Source organism: Streptococcus downii, from assembly GCF_004353325.1.
Lineage (GTDB): Bacteria > Bacillota > Bacilli > Lactobacillales > Streptococcaceae > Streptococcus > Streptococcus downii.
In genome coordinates, this window is record NZ_MZNX01000008.1 from 297993 (window position 1) to 314804 (window position 16812).

Annotated in this window: 17 protein-coding genes; all 17 read left to right on the forward strand. The window is 38.9% G+C overall.

Annotated elements, in window-relative coordinates; translation table 11 throughout:
• Window positions 1-155 precede the first annotated feature (155 nt).
• The 17 genes from eno to E2R31_RS05915 all read left to right on the forward strand — a co-directional run bounded on the left by eno (window position 156) and on the right by E2R31_RS05915 (window position 16792).
• A complete protein-coding gene (gene eno, locus E2R31_RS05835) occupies window positions 156-1460 on the forward strand; it encodes a surface-displayed alpha-enolase (RefSeq protein ID WP_000022821.1) in 1305 nt (434 codons plus the stop codon).
• Window positions 1461-1633: 173 nt separating this feature from the next.
• Window positions 1634-2128, forward strand: coding sequence for a YkgJ family cysteine cluster protein (locus tag E2R31_RS05840; RefSeq protein WP_132973365.1), 495 nt, complete (start codon window positions 1634-1636; stop codon window positions 2126-2128).
• 200 nt (window positions 2129-2328) lie between these two features.
• Complete coding sequence (locus E2R31_RS05845) at window positions 2329-3165, forward strand: AraC family transcriptional regulator (RefSeq protein WP_132973367.1); 837 nt, start codon at window positions 2329-2331, stop codon at window positions 3163-3165.
• Between the two features lie 185 nt (window positions 3166-3350).
• Entirely contained in the window at window positions 3351-4265 is a 915-nt protein-coding gene (locus tag E2R31_RS05850) for a peptidase (RefSeq protein ID WP_132973369.1), read from the forward strand.
• Window positions 4266-4391: 126 nt separating this feature from the next.
• Window positions 4392-4934: a ClbS/DfsB family four-helix bundle protein gene (locus tag E2R31_RS05855; RefSeq protein ID WP_132973371.1), complete on the forward strand. Its 543-nt coding sequence runs from the start codon at window positions 4392-4394 to the stop codon at window positions 4932-4934.
• Window positions 4935-5218: 284 nt separating this feature from the next.
• Entirely contained in the window at window positions 5219-5722 is a 504-nt protein-coding gene (locus E2R31_RS05860; RefSeq protein WP_132973373.1) for a hypothetical protein, read from the forward strand.
• A 237-nt stretch (window positions 5723-5959) separates the two neighbouring features.
• The gene (locus E2R31_RS05865; protein WP_125384548.1) at window positions 5960-7162 is read left to right on the forward strand and encodes a hypothetical protein; all 1203 of its coding nucleotides are present in this window, start codon (window positions 5960-5962) and stop codon (window positions 7160-7162) included.
• A 30-nt stretch (window positions 7163-7192) separates the two neighbouring features.
• Entirely contained in the window at window positions 7193-7906 is a 714-nt protein-coding gene (gene pynA, locus E2R31_RS05870; protein WP_132973375.1) for a pyrimidine 5'-nucleotidase PynA, read from the forward strand.
• A gap of 13 nt (window positions 7907-7919) precedes the next feature.
• Window positions 7920-8567 carry a hypothetical protein gene (locus tag E2R31_RS05875; RefSeq protein WP_125384549.1) on the forward strand — a complete coding sequence of 216 codons (648 nt, stop codon included), beginning with the start codon at window positions 7920-7922 and terminating at the stop codon, window positions 8565-8567.
• Between the two features lie 140 nt (window positions 8568-8707).
• Window positions 8708-9463: a DUF4336 domain-containing protein gene (locus E2R31_RS05880; RefSeq protein WP_125384550.1), complete on the forward strand. Its 756-nt coding sequence runs from the start codon at window positions 8708-8710 to the stop codon at window positions 9461-9463.
• An 11-nt stretch (window positions 9464-9474) separates the two neighbouring features.
• On the forward strand, window positions 9475-10128 hold the full coding sequence (locus tag E2R31_RS05885) for a uracil-DNA glycosylase (RefSeq protein WP_125384551.1): 654 nt from the start codon (window positions 9475-9477) through the stop codon (window positions 10126-10128).
• A 9-nt stretch (window positions 10129-10137) separates the two neighbouring features.
• Window positions 10138-10602 (forward strand): NUDIX hydrolase, encoded by a 465-nt coding sequence (locus tag E2R31_RS05890; RefSeq protein ID WP_125384552.1) that lies wholly within the window; start codon window positions 10138-10140, stop codon window positions 10600-10602.
• Between the two features lie 12 nt (window positions 10603-10614).
• Window positions 10615-11883: a dihydroorotase gene (locus E2R31_RS05895; RefSeq protein ID WP_125384553.1), complete on the forward strand. Its 1269-nt coding sequence runs from the start codon at window positions 10615-10617 to the stop codon at window positions 11881-11883.
• A 41-nt stretch (window positions 11884-11924) separates the two neighbouring features.
• Window positions 11925-13265 carry an MATE family efflux transporter gene (locus E2R31_RS05900; RefSeq protein WP_125384554.1) on the forward strand — a complete coding sequence of 447 codons (1341 nt, stop codon included), beginning with the start codon at window positions 11925-11927 and terminating at the stop codon, window positions 13263-13265.
• Window positions 13266-13443: 178 nt separating this feature from the next.
• Window positions 13444-14412, forward strand: a complete 969-nt coding sequence (locus E2R31_RS05905) for a thiamine pyrophosphate-dependent dehydrogenase E1 component subunit alpha (protein ID WP_096753559.1) — start codon at window positions 13444-13446, stop codon at window positions 14410-14412.
• A gap of 16 nt (window positions 14413-14428) precedes the next feature.
• The gene (locus tag E2R31_RS05910; RefSeq protein WP_000448715.1) at window positions 14429-15421 is read left to right on the forward strand and encodes an alpha-ketoacid dehydrogenase subunit beta; all 993 of its coding nucleotides are present in this window, start codon (window positions 14429-14431) and stop codon (window positions 15419-15421) included.
• A 327-nt stretch (window positions 15422-15748) separates the two neighbouring features.
• Window positions 15749-16792, forward strand: coding sequence for a dihydrolipoamide acetyltransferase (locus E2R31_RS05915; RefSeq protein WP_132973377.1), 1044 nt, complete (start codon window positions 15749-15751; stop codon window positions 16790-16792).
• Window positions 16793-16812: the final 20 nt, after the last annotated feature.

Here is a 16812-nt window from a genome sequence, read left to right on the forward strand (position 1 = left end):
GTATATCACAAAAGCTATGAGAAAACAGACCAAAGAAAGCGATTACTTTATAAAGTTAAGGAAAATTTGCACAAAGATAACGTTTTTTCTTGAAAAACGCTTATTTTTAAGGTATCATAGAGGTGTAAAAAATTTAACTCAAAGGAGAGTAAAAAATGTCAATTATTACTGATGTTTACGCTCGCGAAGTCCTAGACTCACGCGGTAACCCAACACTTGAAGTAGAAGTTTATACTGAATCAGGTGCTTTCGGACGTGGTATGGTTCCATCAGGAGCTTCTACTGGTGAACACGAAGCAGTTGAACTTCGCGACGGTGACAAATCTCGTTACGGTGGTCTTGGTACACAAAAAGCTGTTGACAACGTAAACAACATCATCGCTGAAGCAATCATCGGCTACGATGTACGTGACCAACAAGCTATCGACCGTGCTATGATCGCACTTGACGGTACTCCTAACAAAGGTAAATTGGGTGCAAACGCAATTCTTGGTGTGTCTATCGCTGTAGCTCGTGCTGCTGCTGACTACCTTGAAATCCCACTTTACAGCTACCTTGGTGGATTCAACACTAAAGTTCTTCCAACTCCAATGATGAACATCATCAACGGTGGTTCTCACTCTGATGCTCCAATCGCTTTCCAAGAATTCATGATCGTACCTGCTGGTGCACCATCATTCAAAGAAGCTCTTCGTTGGGGTGCTGAAATCTTCCACGCTCTTAAGAAAATCCTTAAATCACGTGGTTTGGAAACTGCCGTAGGTGACGAAGGTGGATTCGCTCCTCGTTTCGAAGGAACTGAAGACGGAGTTGAAACTATCCTTGCTGCGATCGAAGCTGCTGGATATGTTCCTGGTAAAGACGTATTTATCGGATTTGACTGTGCTTCATCAGAATTCTACGATAAAGAACGTAAAGTTTACGACTACACTAAATTCGAAGGTGAAGGAGCTGCTGTACGTACTGCTGCAGAACAAATCGACTACCTTGAAGAATTGGTAAACAAATACCCAATCATCACTATCGAAGATGGTATGGATGAAAACGACTGGGACGGTTGGAAAGCTCTTACTGAACGTCTTGGTGGTAAAGTTCAATTGGTTGGTGACGACTTCTTCGTAACAAACACTTCTTACCTTGAAAAAGGTATTGCAGAAGGTGCTGCTAACTCAATCCTTATCAAAGTTAACCAAATCGGTACTCTTACTGAAACATTTGACGCTATCGAAATGGCGAAAGAAGCTGGTTACACTGCCGTTGTATCACACCGTTCAGGTGAAACTGAAGATTCAACAATCGCTGATATCGCAGTTGCAACTAACGCAGGACAAATCAAGACTGGTTCACTTTCACGTACAGACCGTATCGCTAAATACAACCAATTGCTTCGTATCGAAGACCAACTTGGTGAAGTAGCTGAATACCGTGGATTGAAATCATTCTACAACCTTAAGAAATAAAATAGTTCAGTGAACTATTTTATCCCGAACCTTGAAATTCAACAGTTCGGCCGTTGATTTAACAACGTTTTTAGCCCCTCGGATTTTATCTGAAGGGCTTTTTGTATGTAAAGGCAAAAAATAGAAAATAGTTTATGGTATAATAGACAAAAAACTTGTATTAGAAAGCAATTATGTCTAAAGAAATTGATATTGAGTATTACCACCAGCTAGCCTTGCAAAAACAGAAGGAGCACCGCAAAGTTTTAGCAAATCTAAAGAAAAAGCCACTAAAGAATCTAGATAAGATTGCCCAGCAGATCCACCAAGAAGTCTTTGCTGAGATAGATTGTACTGCCTGTGCTAACTGTTGCAAGACATTGGGACCCGACTTTAAAGAGGCAGACATCACCCGTATTGCCAAGTATTTTAAGATGAAATTACCAGCCTTTGAAGCAGAATTTTTACAAGTAGATGAAGATGGGGATAAGGTTTTTAAATCTATGCCTTGCCCCTTTCTAGGAGGAGATAATCTCTGTTCCATCTATGATGTTCGTCCCAAGGCCTGTCGAGAGTTCCCCCATACAGATCGTAAAAAAATCCATCAAATTAATCATTTGACGATTAAGAATACCTTGACCTGCCCAGCAGCTTATCTCTTTGTTGAGAAATTAAAAGATAAGTTATAGAATTTACACCTTTAAATCTTGTACAAAGATTCTAGGGTGGAAGTATCTTGTATTTGTTAGAATATAGATAGAATTGAACACGGCCTAAAGCTGTGTTAAAAAGAAAAAATTTCTAGGACTAGAAGCTGCAGCGTCAATTTTTCTGTTTTCACTTTGCTTTTAAGGACTTTTGTATCTTGTGGAGGTAAGAAGAAACGAATATGATGCATCAATTCAACCAAACCATGGATTATTTGGAGCAGCAGCTGACTGGAGAAGTGGATATGAAAAGATTTCAGCAGCTATCAGGCTATTCTTATCCTCTTTTTAGCAGAATCTTTTCCATCATGGCTGATATGACATTAGCAGAATACTTGCGCAATCGCAGGCTATCAGAAGCTGTGACAGACTTGCGGGAAAGCTCTGACAAAATCATTGACATAGCAATGAAGTACGGCTACGAATCTGCGGATTCCTTCAGCGCAGCCTTCAAGAAATTCCATGGGGCAACTCCCTCAGAAGTTCGAAATGGAAAACCTTATCGGGTCTTTCCTAGACTTCAATTATCCTTAAAAATCACAGGAGGAAAGAACATGGATATCAAGATTCAAAAGAAACCTGCATTTACCGTGGCAGGTGTCCTATTGGAAGCTATTGACAATAGCCAATGCCCATCTGCTTGGGAACAACTCTATGAGAAACACAGCTTTGAAAATCTAGAAAGTCTGGGTAGTGGCCAATCCTTTGGTGTCTGCTCCGATGTCAAAGAAGGCGAAATCATCAACTATATGGCTGCTTATGATGTGACGGATAAAGTCAAAGCAGAAGAGCTAGGTCTATCAATCAAAGACATCCCAGCAGCTGAATATGCTATCGTACCAGTCAAGGGGGCTATACCAACCAGCATCCACCATGCTTGGAAATATGTTCTAGAGATTTTTTTCCCAGAAACTGGTTATCGTCACTCAGGAGCACCAGACTTTGAAGTTTACACCAAGGGAGACATGTCCTTACCTGACTATCAAATGGAACTCTGGATACCAGTGATTAAGAACTAGATAATTTTCTGACATTTTATAAAGATGTAAATCGAACTCTGTAGAAGATATCTTTTACAGAGTTTTTTATTGTTGAAGTTCATGACTATAGATCACAAATACCCATATTTTTTGTTTGGATTTTATGGGGCATGCGAATAGTTTTCTCGGTATAATAGTCCCATAGAAGATAAGGAGGCAGGAATATGCAGATGTATTTTGGAGATGTGTCACTTTGCTATAGCTATTCATTGGCAATGGCACTGGATAGCTATGGTTATGACTTTAAAGCAGATTTTTTAGAGGCAATCATGGTGATGGGAAATGGCGCTAGTATCGTAAAGAAAGATGACCAGCACCCTCTAGTATTCTTTGATAACGGAATGCCAGATCTTTCTATTTCTCATTCTTTAAAAATACTTGGATTTGACTATGAGGACTTCTATCTAAAAGGTGGAACTGAAGTAGATTTGGAAGAGATTAAAGGAAAGTTGGAAACCTTTCTGTCCAATGGACCTGTCGTTCTGGGACCTCTTGATATGGGCCATCTGACTTACAATCCCAATCACACAATCCTTTATGGTGTGGATCACTTCGTAACCGTGTATGGCATTGATCATCAGCACCTCTATTTGCATGATCCAGCTGGGTTTGCCTGTATGAAGGTTGCTTTTAATGACATACTAGAAGCCTGGAAGGCAGAGGCTATTGACTATAAGCGTGGAGCCTACTCCATGTGGGGAAATTTTAAGAAGGTTAAGAGTCCTAGTCAGACTGAAATCTATCAGGAAACAGCAAAGATTATAAAGTCCCGATATCTGAATGGTCAAAACGGTGTTTTGAAATGCTATGCAAAAGCAGTTGCTGAAAGCGGCTTAAATACGGAGCAAAAACAATTGCATCAGTATTTTAGCTTCAAACTTGCTGCTGTTCGAAATCTCTACCTCAGTGAGTTCTTAAAAGACCATGATCCAGAAGGGGCAAGATTAAAAGAAGAATTGGCATCTCTATTTGGCCAAGCCCACCTTTCATGTTTAAAAGAAGATTACCAAGAACTATCCCGCTTGCTCTATCAGATAGCAGAAGTGGATGGTCGCTTTAGAGATTTATATGTAAAGTAGTGACTATAAGCATAAAAAAATAGCTCGTAAAAGCAGTTGTTCGTAAAATGAAGAACTGCTTTTTGATTATGGTATAATGAAGTAAGAAAATACCTCAACCTACTAGAAAATGAAGGGAGAACGCCTATGCCAAGACCAAAAACAAAAGAGGAGCTAGTGTTAGCCTCTAAGGAAAACTATGAGAAGCTCAATCGCTTTATCTCTAAATTAAGCGAAGAGGAGCTACAGACTCCTTTTGATTTTTCAAAAGATCAAAAGAAAAAAGAAGCTCACTGGAAAAGAGATAAAAATCTAAGAGATGTTCTGATCCATCTCTATGAATGGCATCAGTTACTTTTGACTTGGGTACATTCCAATCAAAAGGGTCATAAAAGACCTTTTCTCCCTGAACCTTATAATTGGAAAGCTTATGGGGAAATGAATGTCGCTTTTTGGAAGAAGCACCAGAGAACGTCCTTAGAAGAAGTGACCAAACTCCTCAATCAATCACATAAAGAGGTTTTAGAGTTGATGGAAGACTTCAGCAATGACGAATTGTTCACAAAAGGTGTCTATAAGTGGACGGGAGGAACAAGTCTAGGCTCCTACTTTGTGAGTGCCACTTCCAGTCACTATGATTGGGCTTTGAAAAAACTCAAAGCTCATCAAAAGAATTGTAAGTCCTACTAGTTAAAGTGAGTATGAAGTTTAGAAAAAGGTCTTCTAAGCTTCGAATTGCTTCATTCTCGTTATTTTTGAACAATTCTAGCTTTAGAATCCTTCTAAAATTAAAATTTAGGGTTGTCATAAACTTAGAATAGCACCAAAACATTTATATCAATGCAATTCTAAGTTTAGAATTACACTGATATTAAAGGAATTGAGCTGTTCGATGCTTAGAATGCCTTTGTTCTGAGAAATGTTGACTAGAAAATGGTTCGAATGGCTTTTTTCTGATATAGGATGATAGATAGATGGGGGAAATGATGAACATACAAAAAGAGAAAGTTAGAAAAGAGTTGGTGTCCCTCTGTTTTGGAGAGTTCACAGCCGTCCTATCCATTTGGTTTTGCTTTTTCCTTTTGAAAAATCGGCTTGGTGACGTGAATAGTCTAGTAACCATTCTCTATCCTTTGTCTTTACTGACATTTATATTGCTTCAAGGTTCAATCTATTGGGCGATTTTGATTAGAAGACTCTCGAAACCTCAGTTCGGAAGCGCTAGTGTCCCCAAACTATATGGTGGTTTCAGAATACTAGACCTTGTTTTACTTATTTCAGGCTTTCCTTTTATAGTCTGGAACACCCAGAGTTTCCAAGTGGCTATCTTAGCTACACTGATACAACTTTTTGCCCTAATCGAATGGGTTAATTATTACCTCGTACGCCTATCTTATAGCTTGAATCCACTTGTATTATGGAAACGAATTGCAAAGGGAAAACTTGAAAAAAGCAAAATAGCCAAGGAGTTGGGGTAGGGGAGTGTAGTATTTGAAAGTATTTCAGTCCTTTAAATTAATTCAGATATAGATTAATGCATATTTAAACTAGTAATAACTTATAATAAATTTCAATGAAAAACTCAAGTATGTATTTGTAGAGAAAATCTTAATAATAAATTACGGATATCAAATGTAGTTAGTCAGTTTTTATTTGTGTAGTATGTTATAATTTGAATTGAAATGTATTATTTATGGAATAGGAACTGATAACAAATGATAAATTTTCGCGATTATTTTTCTATTTTCAATAGAAAACAATATCCAAATTTCAAAAGTTTTAGTGAAGATATCTTACTTGATGAAACCGGTCCGTGTTTATGTTTATCGGGAAAAATATTTAATGATTGTTGTAGAAAAAAACGGGAAGAAGCTTTTAGCCTTCCAGGAATTGAACGGAAAAAAAGACTAAGTGAATTTTATCAACTTTCTTTATATGAGAAGGACCATCATATTGCACCAAAGTCAAATAGTGTGATCTTTGAAAAAGATTCAAGAGGAAAGAAGAAAAGAATCAAATATTGTACCGCGAAAAAAATTTATTCAAAAGATTGTGAAGATCTTATAAAAAATGCTCATACATTGTCAAGAGGAAACAATTTTAAAAGTTTGACTGATGAAAATTCTGTATACACTTTTAATGAACACGTTCCAATTATATTCTGGAATATTGATAAAATCGATTCTTGCTATATTAATCAAAAAGTTGAAAATCAAGCTAGTGCTTACCCCATGTATTGCGACAAACATGATACTTTAATTTTTAAGGAAATTGAACAAGCGGGCAAATCTCCATTCAAAAACACTTACATAGAAAATATTGAGTACGCAATTAAAAGTTGCTCTTTCGAACTATACTACAAGGTTTTAAATCTGAAGTATTTAGCAAACATGTTTGAACAAGAACCTTTAGTTTCAGATAATAGCTTTATTGATTATTATTTTTTAACCCAAAAATCTATGTTTGAGACTAATAAAGTATCAAACAAACTACTAGATTTACACAAAAGATATTCTAGAAAGGAGTACAAGTTCAAGAAATTTAAAACAGTTGTTATTGATATTCCTTCAAAAAAAATTGAATGTATATTGTCAGAAATGATGAAAGTTGATGGCAAAAATGTTTTTATTAATATGATAAATTGCCCTTTGCCTAAAATAATTATTTCTTGGTATGATAATGGTCAAGTGTGTAATCGTGATTGGGAAGAATGGGTGAACTTAATACTAATGAATTCAACTAATATTTTTTTTAGTAATCAATTTATCAGTGGTTTAGATCAATACGAAAAAACGTACCTATTCCTCAATCACAGAAGAACTCCCGAACTTTCTCAAGAACAACAAAATTTTTTAAAAATAAACGATAAATTATTAAAAGGGATAATTAATAAATTATGTAATCTCGCCCCCTTTTAGATTTATTGCCTCCCCTAGAAAGGAAACTCAATGCCCTACAAATTTCTACTCTTCGATCTTGACCATACTCTTCTTGATTTTGATGCTGCTGAGGATGTAGCTTTGACACAACTTCTAAAAGAAGAAGGAGTTGCGGATATCCAAGCCTATAAAGACTATTACGTTCCTATGAACAAGGCTCTCTGGAAGGACTTGGAGCAAAAGAAAATCAGTAAACAAGAACTGGTTAACACGCGCTTTTCTCGTTTATTTTCTCATTTTGGACTGGAGAAGGACGGTGTTATACTTGCCCAGCGTTATCAATTTTATCTGGCCCAGCAGGGACAAACTCTTTCAGGTGCTCATGAACTCTTGGACAGCCTCATCGAGCGTGACTATGACTTGTATGCTGCGACAAATGGGATTACTGCCATCCAGACAGGTCGTTTGGCTCAATCAGGTCTGGCTCCCTATTTCAACCAAGTCTTTATCTCCGAGCAATTGCAAACACAAAAGCCTGATGCACTATTCTATGAAAAAATCGGTCAGCATATTGCTGGTTTCAGTAAAGAAAAGACACTGATGATTGGAGATTCCTTAACGGCTGATATTCAAGGTGGCAATAATGCAGGGATTGACACTATCTGGTACAATCCCTATCACCTCGAAAATCACACACAAGCCCAGCCAACTTATGAAGTTCATTCTTACCAAGACTTGCTGGATTGTTTAGATATAAATACTCTTAAAAAGATCACATTTTAAAGGAGACGCTCTAATGACTAAAAAAAATGCCAATATTACTATCGAAGAGTACATTAAAATTTCTGAAGTTGATTTTAATGAAGCTGTGAATTATGAATTTATATCTGACAATTGTCGATTAGCAAATAGTATTTATCAATCTCTTTTTAAGTTTTTTGATAAAGAAAATTTCTCCGGAGATTTAATTTTTACTTGGAACTCCCCATCGTTAGTTAAAGACGGAGATTATATTGGGAAAAGGGATTCTCAAATAGATAATCTTAGAGTAATAGGAAACATATTTCCGAATTATGTTACTAATCGAAAATATAGCCTCAATATGAATCGTAATGGTTGTATGGGAGATTTTCCTCATGACTTTTTTGATATATACCTAGATCATGTAGCAAAATATGCCTACAAACAAAAAGTTAATAATATTAAAGAGTATTATCCTTTAAAAAGAGCGATTTTACACCAAGAGAATGTATTGTATTTTCAAAAGTTTTCTAATTTTGACGACTTTTTAGAAAAAAATTATTTAAAGACTATATGGAAAGTTTCTAAAGAAACTCCTTTTTCTGAAATGGATTTTAATAAGTTTAAAAATATTTCAGAAAAGATAATCTTCGAAAGAGGAAGTAAAATGCTTAATGATTTAAAAAGTAATTATAAAAAATAGCCATTCTTTATAAACCGTATTCACGTATTCAAATCGTATATATAGTCGATTTATTAAATCTATAGATAAACTGTAAAAAGTGGTTTAGATAGCCACTTTTTGCTATAATAGAGGCAGTAAAAATGAAGGAATAGTAAACGATGTCAAGACCAGAACTTTCTCTTTATGAACCATTGTATACACTAAAGGAAGTTGATCAGAATATCTGGATAGTAGATGGTGATTTGATTCAAATGGACATGAAGATCTTCAACCTTCCTTTTCAGACACGTATGACGGTGATTAAGTTAAATGATGGCAAACTTTGGATTCACTCTCCGATTGCGCCAAATGAGAAACTGTTTACTGAACTGGACGCTTTGGGCAGAGTCGCTTACCTGATTTCACCAAATAAGATTCACTACGCCTATATTGAAGATTGGAAAAAAAGATATCCTTATGCACAAGCATGGTCTAGTCCAGGAGTTGAAGAGAGAGCAAAAAGTCAGAATGTCATGGTGGAATTTGATGCTCCTTTAACAGATAAGGCACCTGACTTATGGTCTGATGAGATTGATCAACTTATTTTTAAGGGAAGTTCTGTGATTGAAGAAGTGGTGTTTTTTCATAAATCAACTAAAACACTCATTGTAACGGACCTTATAGAGAATTTTGAACCAGAAAAGATAGCTAGTCCAATCCGAAGAAAAGTTTATCGTTTAGCTCGTGTAACAGCCCCTGATGGTCAAACTCCTATTGACTATCGGATGACTTTTTTAGGAAGACAAAGGGAAGCAAAGGTTTCCTTTTCCCGTATGTTAAACTGGAAACCGGATAAAATCATACTTGCACATGGTTTATGCTTTTTTAAAAATGGTACGGATGAATTAAGACGTGCTTTTAGATGGATACGATAAAGGAGAGAAAGATGCAACACTCATCTTGGCATGCTTTGATTAAGGAGCAATTACCTGAGGGGTATTTCGGGAAAATCAATCAGTTTATGGATCAGGTCTATGCTCAGGGAACTGTATACCCACCCAAGAAAAAAGTTTTTCAGGCTCTATTAACTACACCGCTTGAAGAGGTTAAGGTGGTGATTCTGGGGCAGGATCCTTATCATGGACCAGGTCAGGCGCAGGGCTTAAGTTTTTCGGTACCTGACTCTATCCCAGCTCCACCATCCTTGCAAAATATCTTGAAAGAATTAGCAGATGATATTGGAGTTAAAGCATCTCATGATTTGGCTGCTTGGGCTGAGCAAGGAGTTTTACTTCTCAATGCTTGCTTGACGGTTCCTGCTGGTCAGGCCAATGGTCATGCTGGGCAGATATGGGAGCCTTTTACGGATGCTGTGATTCGGGTGGTCAATGATCTAGACAGACCAGTCGTTTTTGTACTCTGGGGATCCTATGCACGTAAGAAGAAAGTCTTGGTTACCAATCCTCATCACTTGATTATTGAATCAGCTCACCCAAGTCCTTTATCTGTTTACAGAGGATTTTGGGGTTCCAAGCCTTTTTCCAAGGCTAATGCATTCTTAAAAGAGACAGGACAAGTGCCAATAGATTGGCTTAGATAAGGAGAAATTATGCCTCAGTTAGCGACGATTTGCTACATTGATAACGGAAAAGAACTACTCATGCTCCATCGCAATAAAAAGCCCAATGATGTCCATGAAGGCAAATGGATTGGTGTGGGTGGTAAGCTAGAGCGAGGGGAGACTCCACAGGAATGTGCAGCGCGTGAAATCCTCGAAGAAACAGGGCTCAAAGCCAAGCCAGTTCTAAAAGGTGTTATTACTTTTCCAGAATTTACGCCTGATTTAGACTGGTACACCTATGTTTTTAAGGTAACGGAGTTTGAGGGGGACTTGATTGACTGCAATGAAGGAACTTTAGAATGGGTTCCCTATGACGAGGTTTTGAGCAAGCCAACTTGGGAGGGTGATCACGCTTTTGTTGAGTGGCTTTTAGAGGACAAACCTTTCTTTTCAGCCAAGTTTGTTTATGATGGGGATAAATTATTGGATACCCAAGTTGATTTCTATGAATAAAGGAGAAAGCAGATGCTACTTATCAAAAATGGTCGTGTAATGGATCCCAAGTCTGGTTTGGATCAAGTGTGTGATATTTTAGTCCAAGATGGGAAAATTGTCAAAATAGCTGCCGAAATCAAGGAAGAAGGAGCAGAGGTGCTTGATGCTACTGGTCTTGTAGTTGCGCCTGGACTAGTTGATATTCATGTTCATTTCCGTGAACCTGGTCAGACCCACAAGGAAGATATCCATACTGGTGCCCTAGCAGCCGCTGCAGGTGGCTTTACAACCGTTGTCATGATGGCTAATACTAGTCCAACCATTTCGGACGTAGAAACTTTGCAAGAAGTTCTTCAGTCAGCTGCCAAGGAAAAAATTAATGTCAAGACAGTTGCGACTATTACCAAGAACTTTAATGGCCAAGACTTGACAGACTTTAAGGCACTCTTAGAAGCTGGAGCTGTTGGTTTTTCTGATGACGGTATTCCGCTTGAGAGCAGCAAAGTGGTCAAGGAAGCCATGGAAGAAGCTAAAAAACTTAATACTTTTATTAGTCTTCATGAGGAAGATCCAGGTTTGAATGGGATTCTTGGCTTTAATGAAAACATCGCTAAGGAACATTTTCATATCTGTGGAGCGACTGGGGTGGCAGAATACGCTATGATTGCGCGTGATGTTATGATTGCCTATGCAACCAAAGCCCATGTTCACATCCAGCATTTGTCTAAGGAAGAAAGTGTCAAGGTGGTGGAGTTTGCTCAAGGACTAGGTGCGCAGGTCACAGCAGAAGTAGCGCCACAACATTTCTCTAAGACAGAAGCTCTTCTTTTAACTCAAGGAAGCAATGCTAAAATGAATCCTCCGCTTCGTTTGGAGTCAGATCGTCGTGCCGTGATTGAAGGTCTTAAGTCAGGAGTCATATCCGTAATCGCGACAGACCACGCGCCTCACCATGCAGACGAGAAGAATGTCGAGGATATCACTAAAGCACCATCTGGTATGACAGGCTTGGAAACATCACTTTCTCTCGGTTTGACTTATTTGGTCGAAGCTGGAGAGTTGAGCCTGATGGAATTGCTAGAAAAAATGACTGTTAATCCAGCCAAACTTTACAACTTTGAAGCAGGCTACTTAGCTGAAAATGGTCCAGCGGATATCACTATCTTTGATGACAAGGCTGATCGGACTGTTGGTCCAAACTTCGCTTCAAAATCATCAAATTCTCCATTTATCGGGGAAACTTTAAAAGGGCAGGTCAAGTATACTATCTGTAAGGGACAAATCGTCTACCAAAACTAGATGGGACTCTGCTCTTAAATTGAAAAGAATAGAGAGCGTTCATGTATCCAACCCATCAATTTAAAGATAAGTTTATCTTATTTCTTAAGATATTTTTCCCTATCCTGATTTATCAGTTTGCCAATTATTCTGCCTCTTTTGTTGATACAACCATGACTGGGCAGTACAATACTATGGACTTGGCTGGTGTTTCAACTGCAACGAGTCTATGGAATCCTTTCTTTACTTTTTTAACAGGGATTGTTTCGGCCATGGTTCCCATCATAGGCCATCATCTGGGACGGGGTAAAAAGGAAGAAGTAGCATCTGACTTTTACCAATTCATCTACTTAGCTTTCGGACTGTCTTTGGTCTTGCTTGGCATGGTAGTGTTCTTAGCGCCGCCTGTCTTAAACCATATCGGACTAGAAGCTCAAGTAGCTACGGTTGCAGTTTCCTATCTTTGGTACCTGTCTATCGGGATTATTCCCTTGTTGCTTTTTAGTGTCATTCGGTCATTGTTAGATTCTCTTGGTTTGACCAAACTATCGATGTATCTGATGCTCCTATTACTTCCGCTAAATAGTGGTTTTAACTATCTCTTGATATATGGAGTATTCGGTTTTCCTGAGCTTGGTGGTTCAGGAGCAGGGCTAGGAACTTCGCTAGCCTATTGGGTTTTATTGGGCATTTCCCTGCTTGTTTTGTTCAAACAAGAAAAGTTAAAAGCGCTACATCTTGAAAAACGTATTCCACTCAATATAGATAAAATCAAGGAAGGTGTTCGATTAGGTCTACCAATCGGAGGAACCGTCTTTGCGGAAGTGGCTATTTTCTCCGTTGTGGGACTGATCATGGCTAAGTTTTCATCGCTCATCATCGCTAGTCACCAGTCAGCTATGAACTTTTCCAGTCTCATGTACGCTTTTCCCATGAGTATTTCCTCTGCTATGGCGATTGTTGTGTCTTACGAGGTTGGGGCTAAACGGTTTGAGGATGCAAAAACCTATGCTCGTCTGGGAAGAGTAACCGCCCTTATTTTTGCAGGTCTTACCCTATCTTTTCTCTACATTTTTAGAGATCGTGTAGCAAGTCTATATGGGAATGACTCTCACTTCATTGAAACAACTGCTGTATTTCTAACCTACAGTCTCTTTTTCCAGCTAGCTGATACCTTTGCGGCTCCGCTCCAAGGAATTTTAAGAGGGTATAAGGACACTATCGTTCCTTTCTATCTTGGTCTAATCGGATACTGGGGAGTAGCGATACCTCTAGGATATCTACTAGATCAAGTAACTGACTTAGGGGCATTTGCCTACTGGATTGGGTTAATTGCCAGCTTGATTGTTTCTGGTTGTTTGTATCAATGGCGTTTGAAAACCGTAATGAAAAGATTGAGCTAATTTTAAGAAAATATCCTGATAAACGACTTTGTGAAATAATGCTCTAACTAGAGAGAATCCCTGTTTTAACAGGGATTTATTTTTTTATATTGTGAAATTTTAATAGCCATATACTTTGACAGTGTATACTAAAAAAGGTAAAATAGTAAGGTAAGTACAAAGTTAGAAAGGCAAGATTATGTCAACTTTAGATAAGAATCTTTTGCTAGAGATGTTCCGTAAGATGGAAGAAATCCGTCGCATGGACTTAAAAATTGCTCAGTTAGTGAAAAAGGGGAAAGTTCCCGGTATGACTCACTTTTCTGTCGGAGAGGAAGCTGCTAACGTCGGAGCGATGCTGGCTCTTAATCCAGATGATCTGATTACCTCAAATCACCGTGGCCATGGTCAAGCTATCGCTAAGGGGATTGACCTCAACGGCATGATGGCTGAAATCCTTGGGAAGTACACTGGAACCTGTAAAGGAAAAGGTGGTTCTATGCATATCGCTGACCTGGATGCTGGTAACCTTGGTGCCAATGGTATCGTAGGTGGTGGTATGGGAATCGCTGTCGGTGCAGCCCTCAGTCAGCAAATGCAAAACACTGGAAAAATCGTCGTTTGCTTCTTTGGAGATGGTGCGACCAACGAAGGTGTCTTCCACGAAGCAGTAAACATGGCTTCTATCTGGAACCTTCCTGTGATTTTCTACTGCATTAACAACGGTTATGGGATCTCTGCGGATATCAAGAAAATGACCAATGTGGAGCATATCCATCAACGTAGTGCGGCATATGGAATTCCTGGAATGTTTATCGAAGATGGAAACAATGTCATCGATGTTTATGAAGGATTTAAGAAAGCTGTAGACCATGTTCGTGGTGGCAATGGACCAGTTTTGATCGAAAGTATCACTTATCGCTGGCTTGGTCACTCATCATCTGACCCTGGTAAATATCGTACGCGTGAAGAAGTGGAATTGTGGAAACAAAAAGACCCAATCGAAAATCTACGCAAATACCTCATTGAAAACAATATTGCAAGTGCAGAAGAATTGGAAGAAATTCAAGCACAAGTCAAGGAAGCAGTAGAAGCTTCTGTTAAATTTGCAGAAGAAAGCCCATTCCCACCACTAGAATCAGCATTTGAAGATATTTACGCGGACTAAGGAGAAAGAGATAAAAATGGAAACAAAAACAATGTCCTTCCGTGACACCATTATCCTTGCTATGTCTGAGGAAATGCGTCGCGATGAAAATGTGTTCTTGATGGGAGAAGACGTCGGTGTCTTCGGAGGAGACTTCGGAACTTCTGTTGGAATGCTTGAAGAATTTGGTCCAGAGCGTGTCCGTGACTGTCCTATTTCTGAAGCTGCCATTTCTGGAGCAGCAGCAGGAGCAGCCATGACGGGACTTCGTCCAATCGTCGATATGACATTCATGGACTTCTCGGTTATTGCCATGGACAATATCGTTAACCAAGCTGCTAAAACACGTTATATGTTTGGTGGTAAAGGTCAGGTTCCAATGACAGTTCGATGTGCAGCTGGTAATGGAGTTGGTTCTGCAGCCCAGCACTCGCAATCCCTAGAGTCTTGGTTTACTCATATCCCAGGACTTAAGGTTGTGGCACCAGGTACACCTGCGGACATGAAAGGACTGCTGAAGTCTTCTATCCGTGATAACAACCCAGTTATCATTCTTGAATACAAATCAGAATTTAACCAAAAGGGGGAAGTGCCAGTTGATCCAGACTATACAATCCCACTTGGAGTTGGCGAAATCAAACGCGAAGGAACGGATGTAACAGTCGTTACTTACGGTAAAATGCTTCGTCGTGTGGTTCAAGCTGCTGAAGAATTAGCTGAAGAAGGAATTTCAGTTGAAATTGTGGATCCACGTACATTAGTGCCACTTGATAAAGAAATTATCATCAACTCTGTTAAAAAGACTGGTAAGGTGGTGCTTGTCAACGACGCTCACAAAACAAGTGGCTATATCGGAGAGATTTCAGCTATTATTTCAGAATCAGAAGCATTTGATTATCTAGACGCACCAATCCGCCGTTGCGCCGGAGAAGATGTGCCAATGCCTTACGCGCAAAACCTTGAAAATGCAATGATTCCAACAGTTGAAAGCATCAAAGATGCAATCCGTAAGACTTATAACAAGGAATAATACATAATATAAGTTATGTAAATAAAATAAAAAAGACGAGAAACTTTGTATCTTTTAGGTGCAGAACTCTTTTCGTTCTTAATATCTTAGATTAGAGCACGGGCTAAAAGCTCGGAAAAAAGATAAATCTCCTTGGCTTTATCAAAGCCAGCGTCGATTTCCTATTTTTCAGTCGCTTTTAACACCCTTTGTATCATGTAATTGAATTCGGACGGAGGTCTGTGAAAAAAAGATAGATTTCCTTGTGTTCATCGAACACATCGTCAATCTCCTATTTTTTCATTGCCCTCTGCGTCCTTAATATCTTAGTATAGAATTGGAGAGGTCATGGCTGATGACAAGCTAAGAGCGACTCCTGCGGCTAGAAAGTTAGCGGATGATCTAGGGATCAACCTCTACGACGTTTCTGGCTCAGGTGCAAACGGTCGTGTCCACAAAGAAGACGTGGAAACTTATAAAGACACAAACGTGGTTCGCATTTCGCCACTTGCAAAACGAATTGCCCTCGAACATAACATTGCTTGGCAGGAAATCCAAGGAACGGGTCATCGTGGTAAAATCATGAAGAAGGATGTTTTGGCCTTGCTTCCTGAAAATATCGAAAATGATACCATCAAGTCTCCTGCTCAGATCGAAAAAGTGGAAGAAGTTCCAGACAATATCACTCCTTATGGTGAGATTGAGCGTATCCCGATGACGCCAATGCGTAAGGTTATTGCCCAACGTATGGTTGAATCCTACCTAACTGCGCCAACCTTCACGCTCAACTATGATGTCAATATGTCAGAAATGTTGGCTCTTCGTAAGAAGGTTCTTGAGCCAATCATGGAAGCAACTGGCAAGAAAATTACGGTTACAGACCTTCTTTCTCTCGCTGTTGTGAAGACCTTAATGAAACACCCATACATCAACGCTTCGTTGACCGAAGATGGCAAAACTATTATCACTCACAACTATGTCAACCTTGCTATGGCAGTTGGAATGGATAATGGATTGATGACACCTGTTGTTTACAATGCTGAAAAGATGAGCTTGTCAGAGCTGGTTGTAGCCTTCAAGGATGTCATTGGTCGTACCTTGGATGGTAAATTGGCTCCAAGTGAGTTACAAAACTCAACCTTCACAATCAGTAACTTGGGAATGTTTGGTGTTCAGTCCTTTGGCCCTATCATTAACCAACCAAACTCAGCAATTCTTGGTGTCAGTTCAACAGTAGAGAAACCTGTAGTTGTCAATGGTGAGATTGTCATTCGCCCTATCATGAGCCTAGGATTAACCATTGACCACCGTGTCGTAGATGGTATGGCTGGTGCTAAGTTTATGAAAGATTTGAAAGCCTTGATTGAGAATCCGATCTCAATGTTGGTTTAAGTCAGCTATTGTATTTTAGA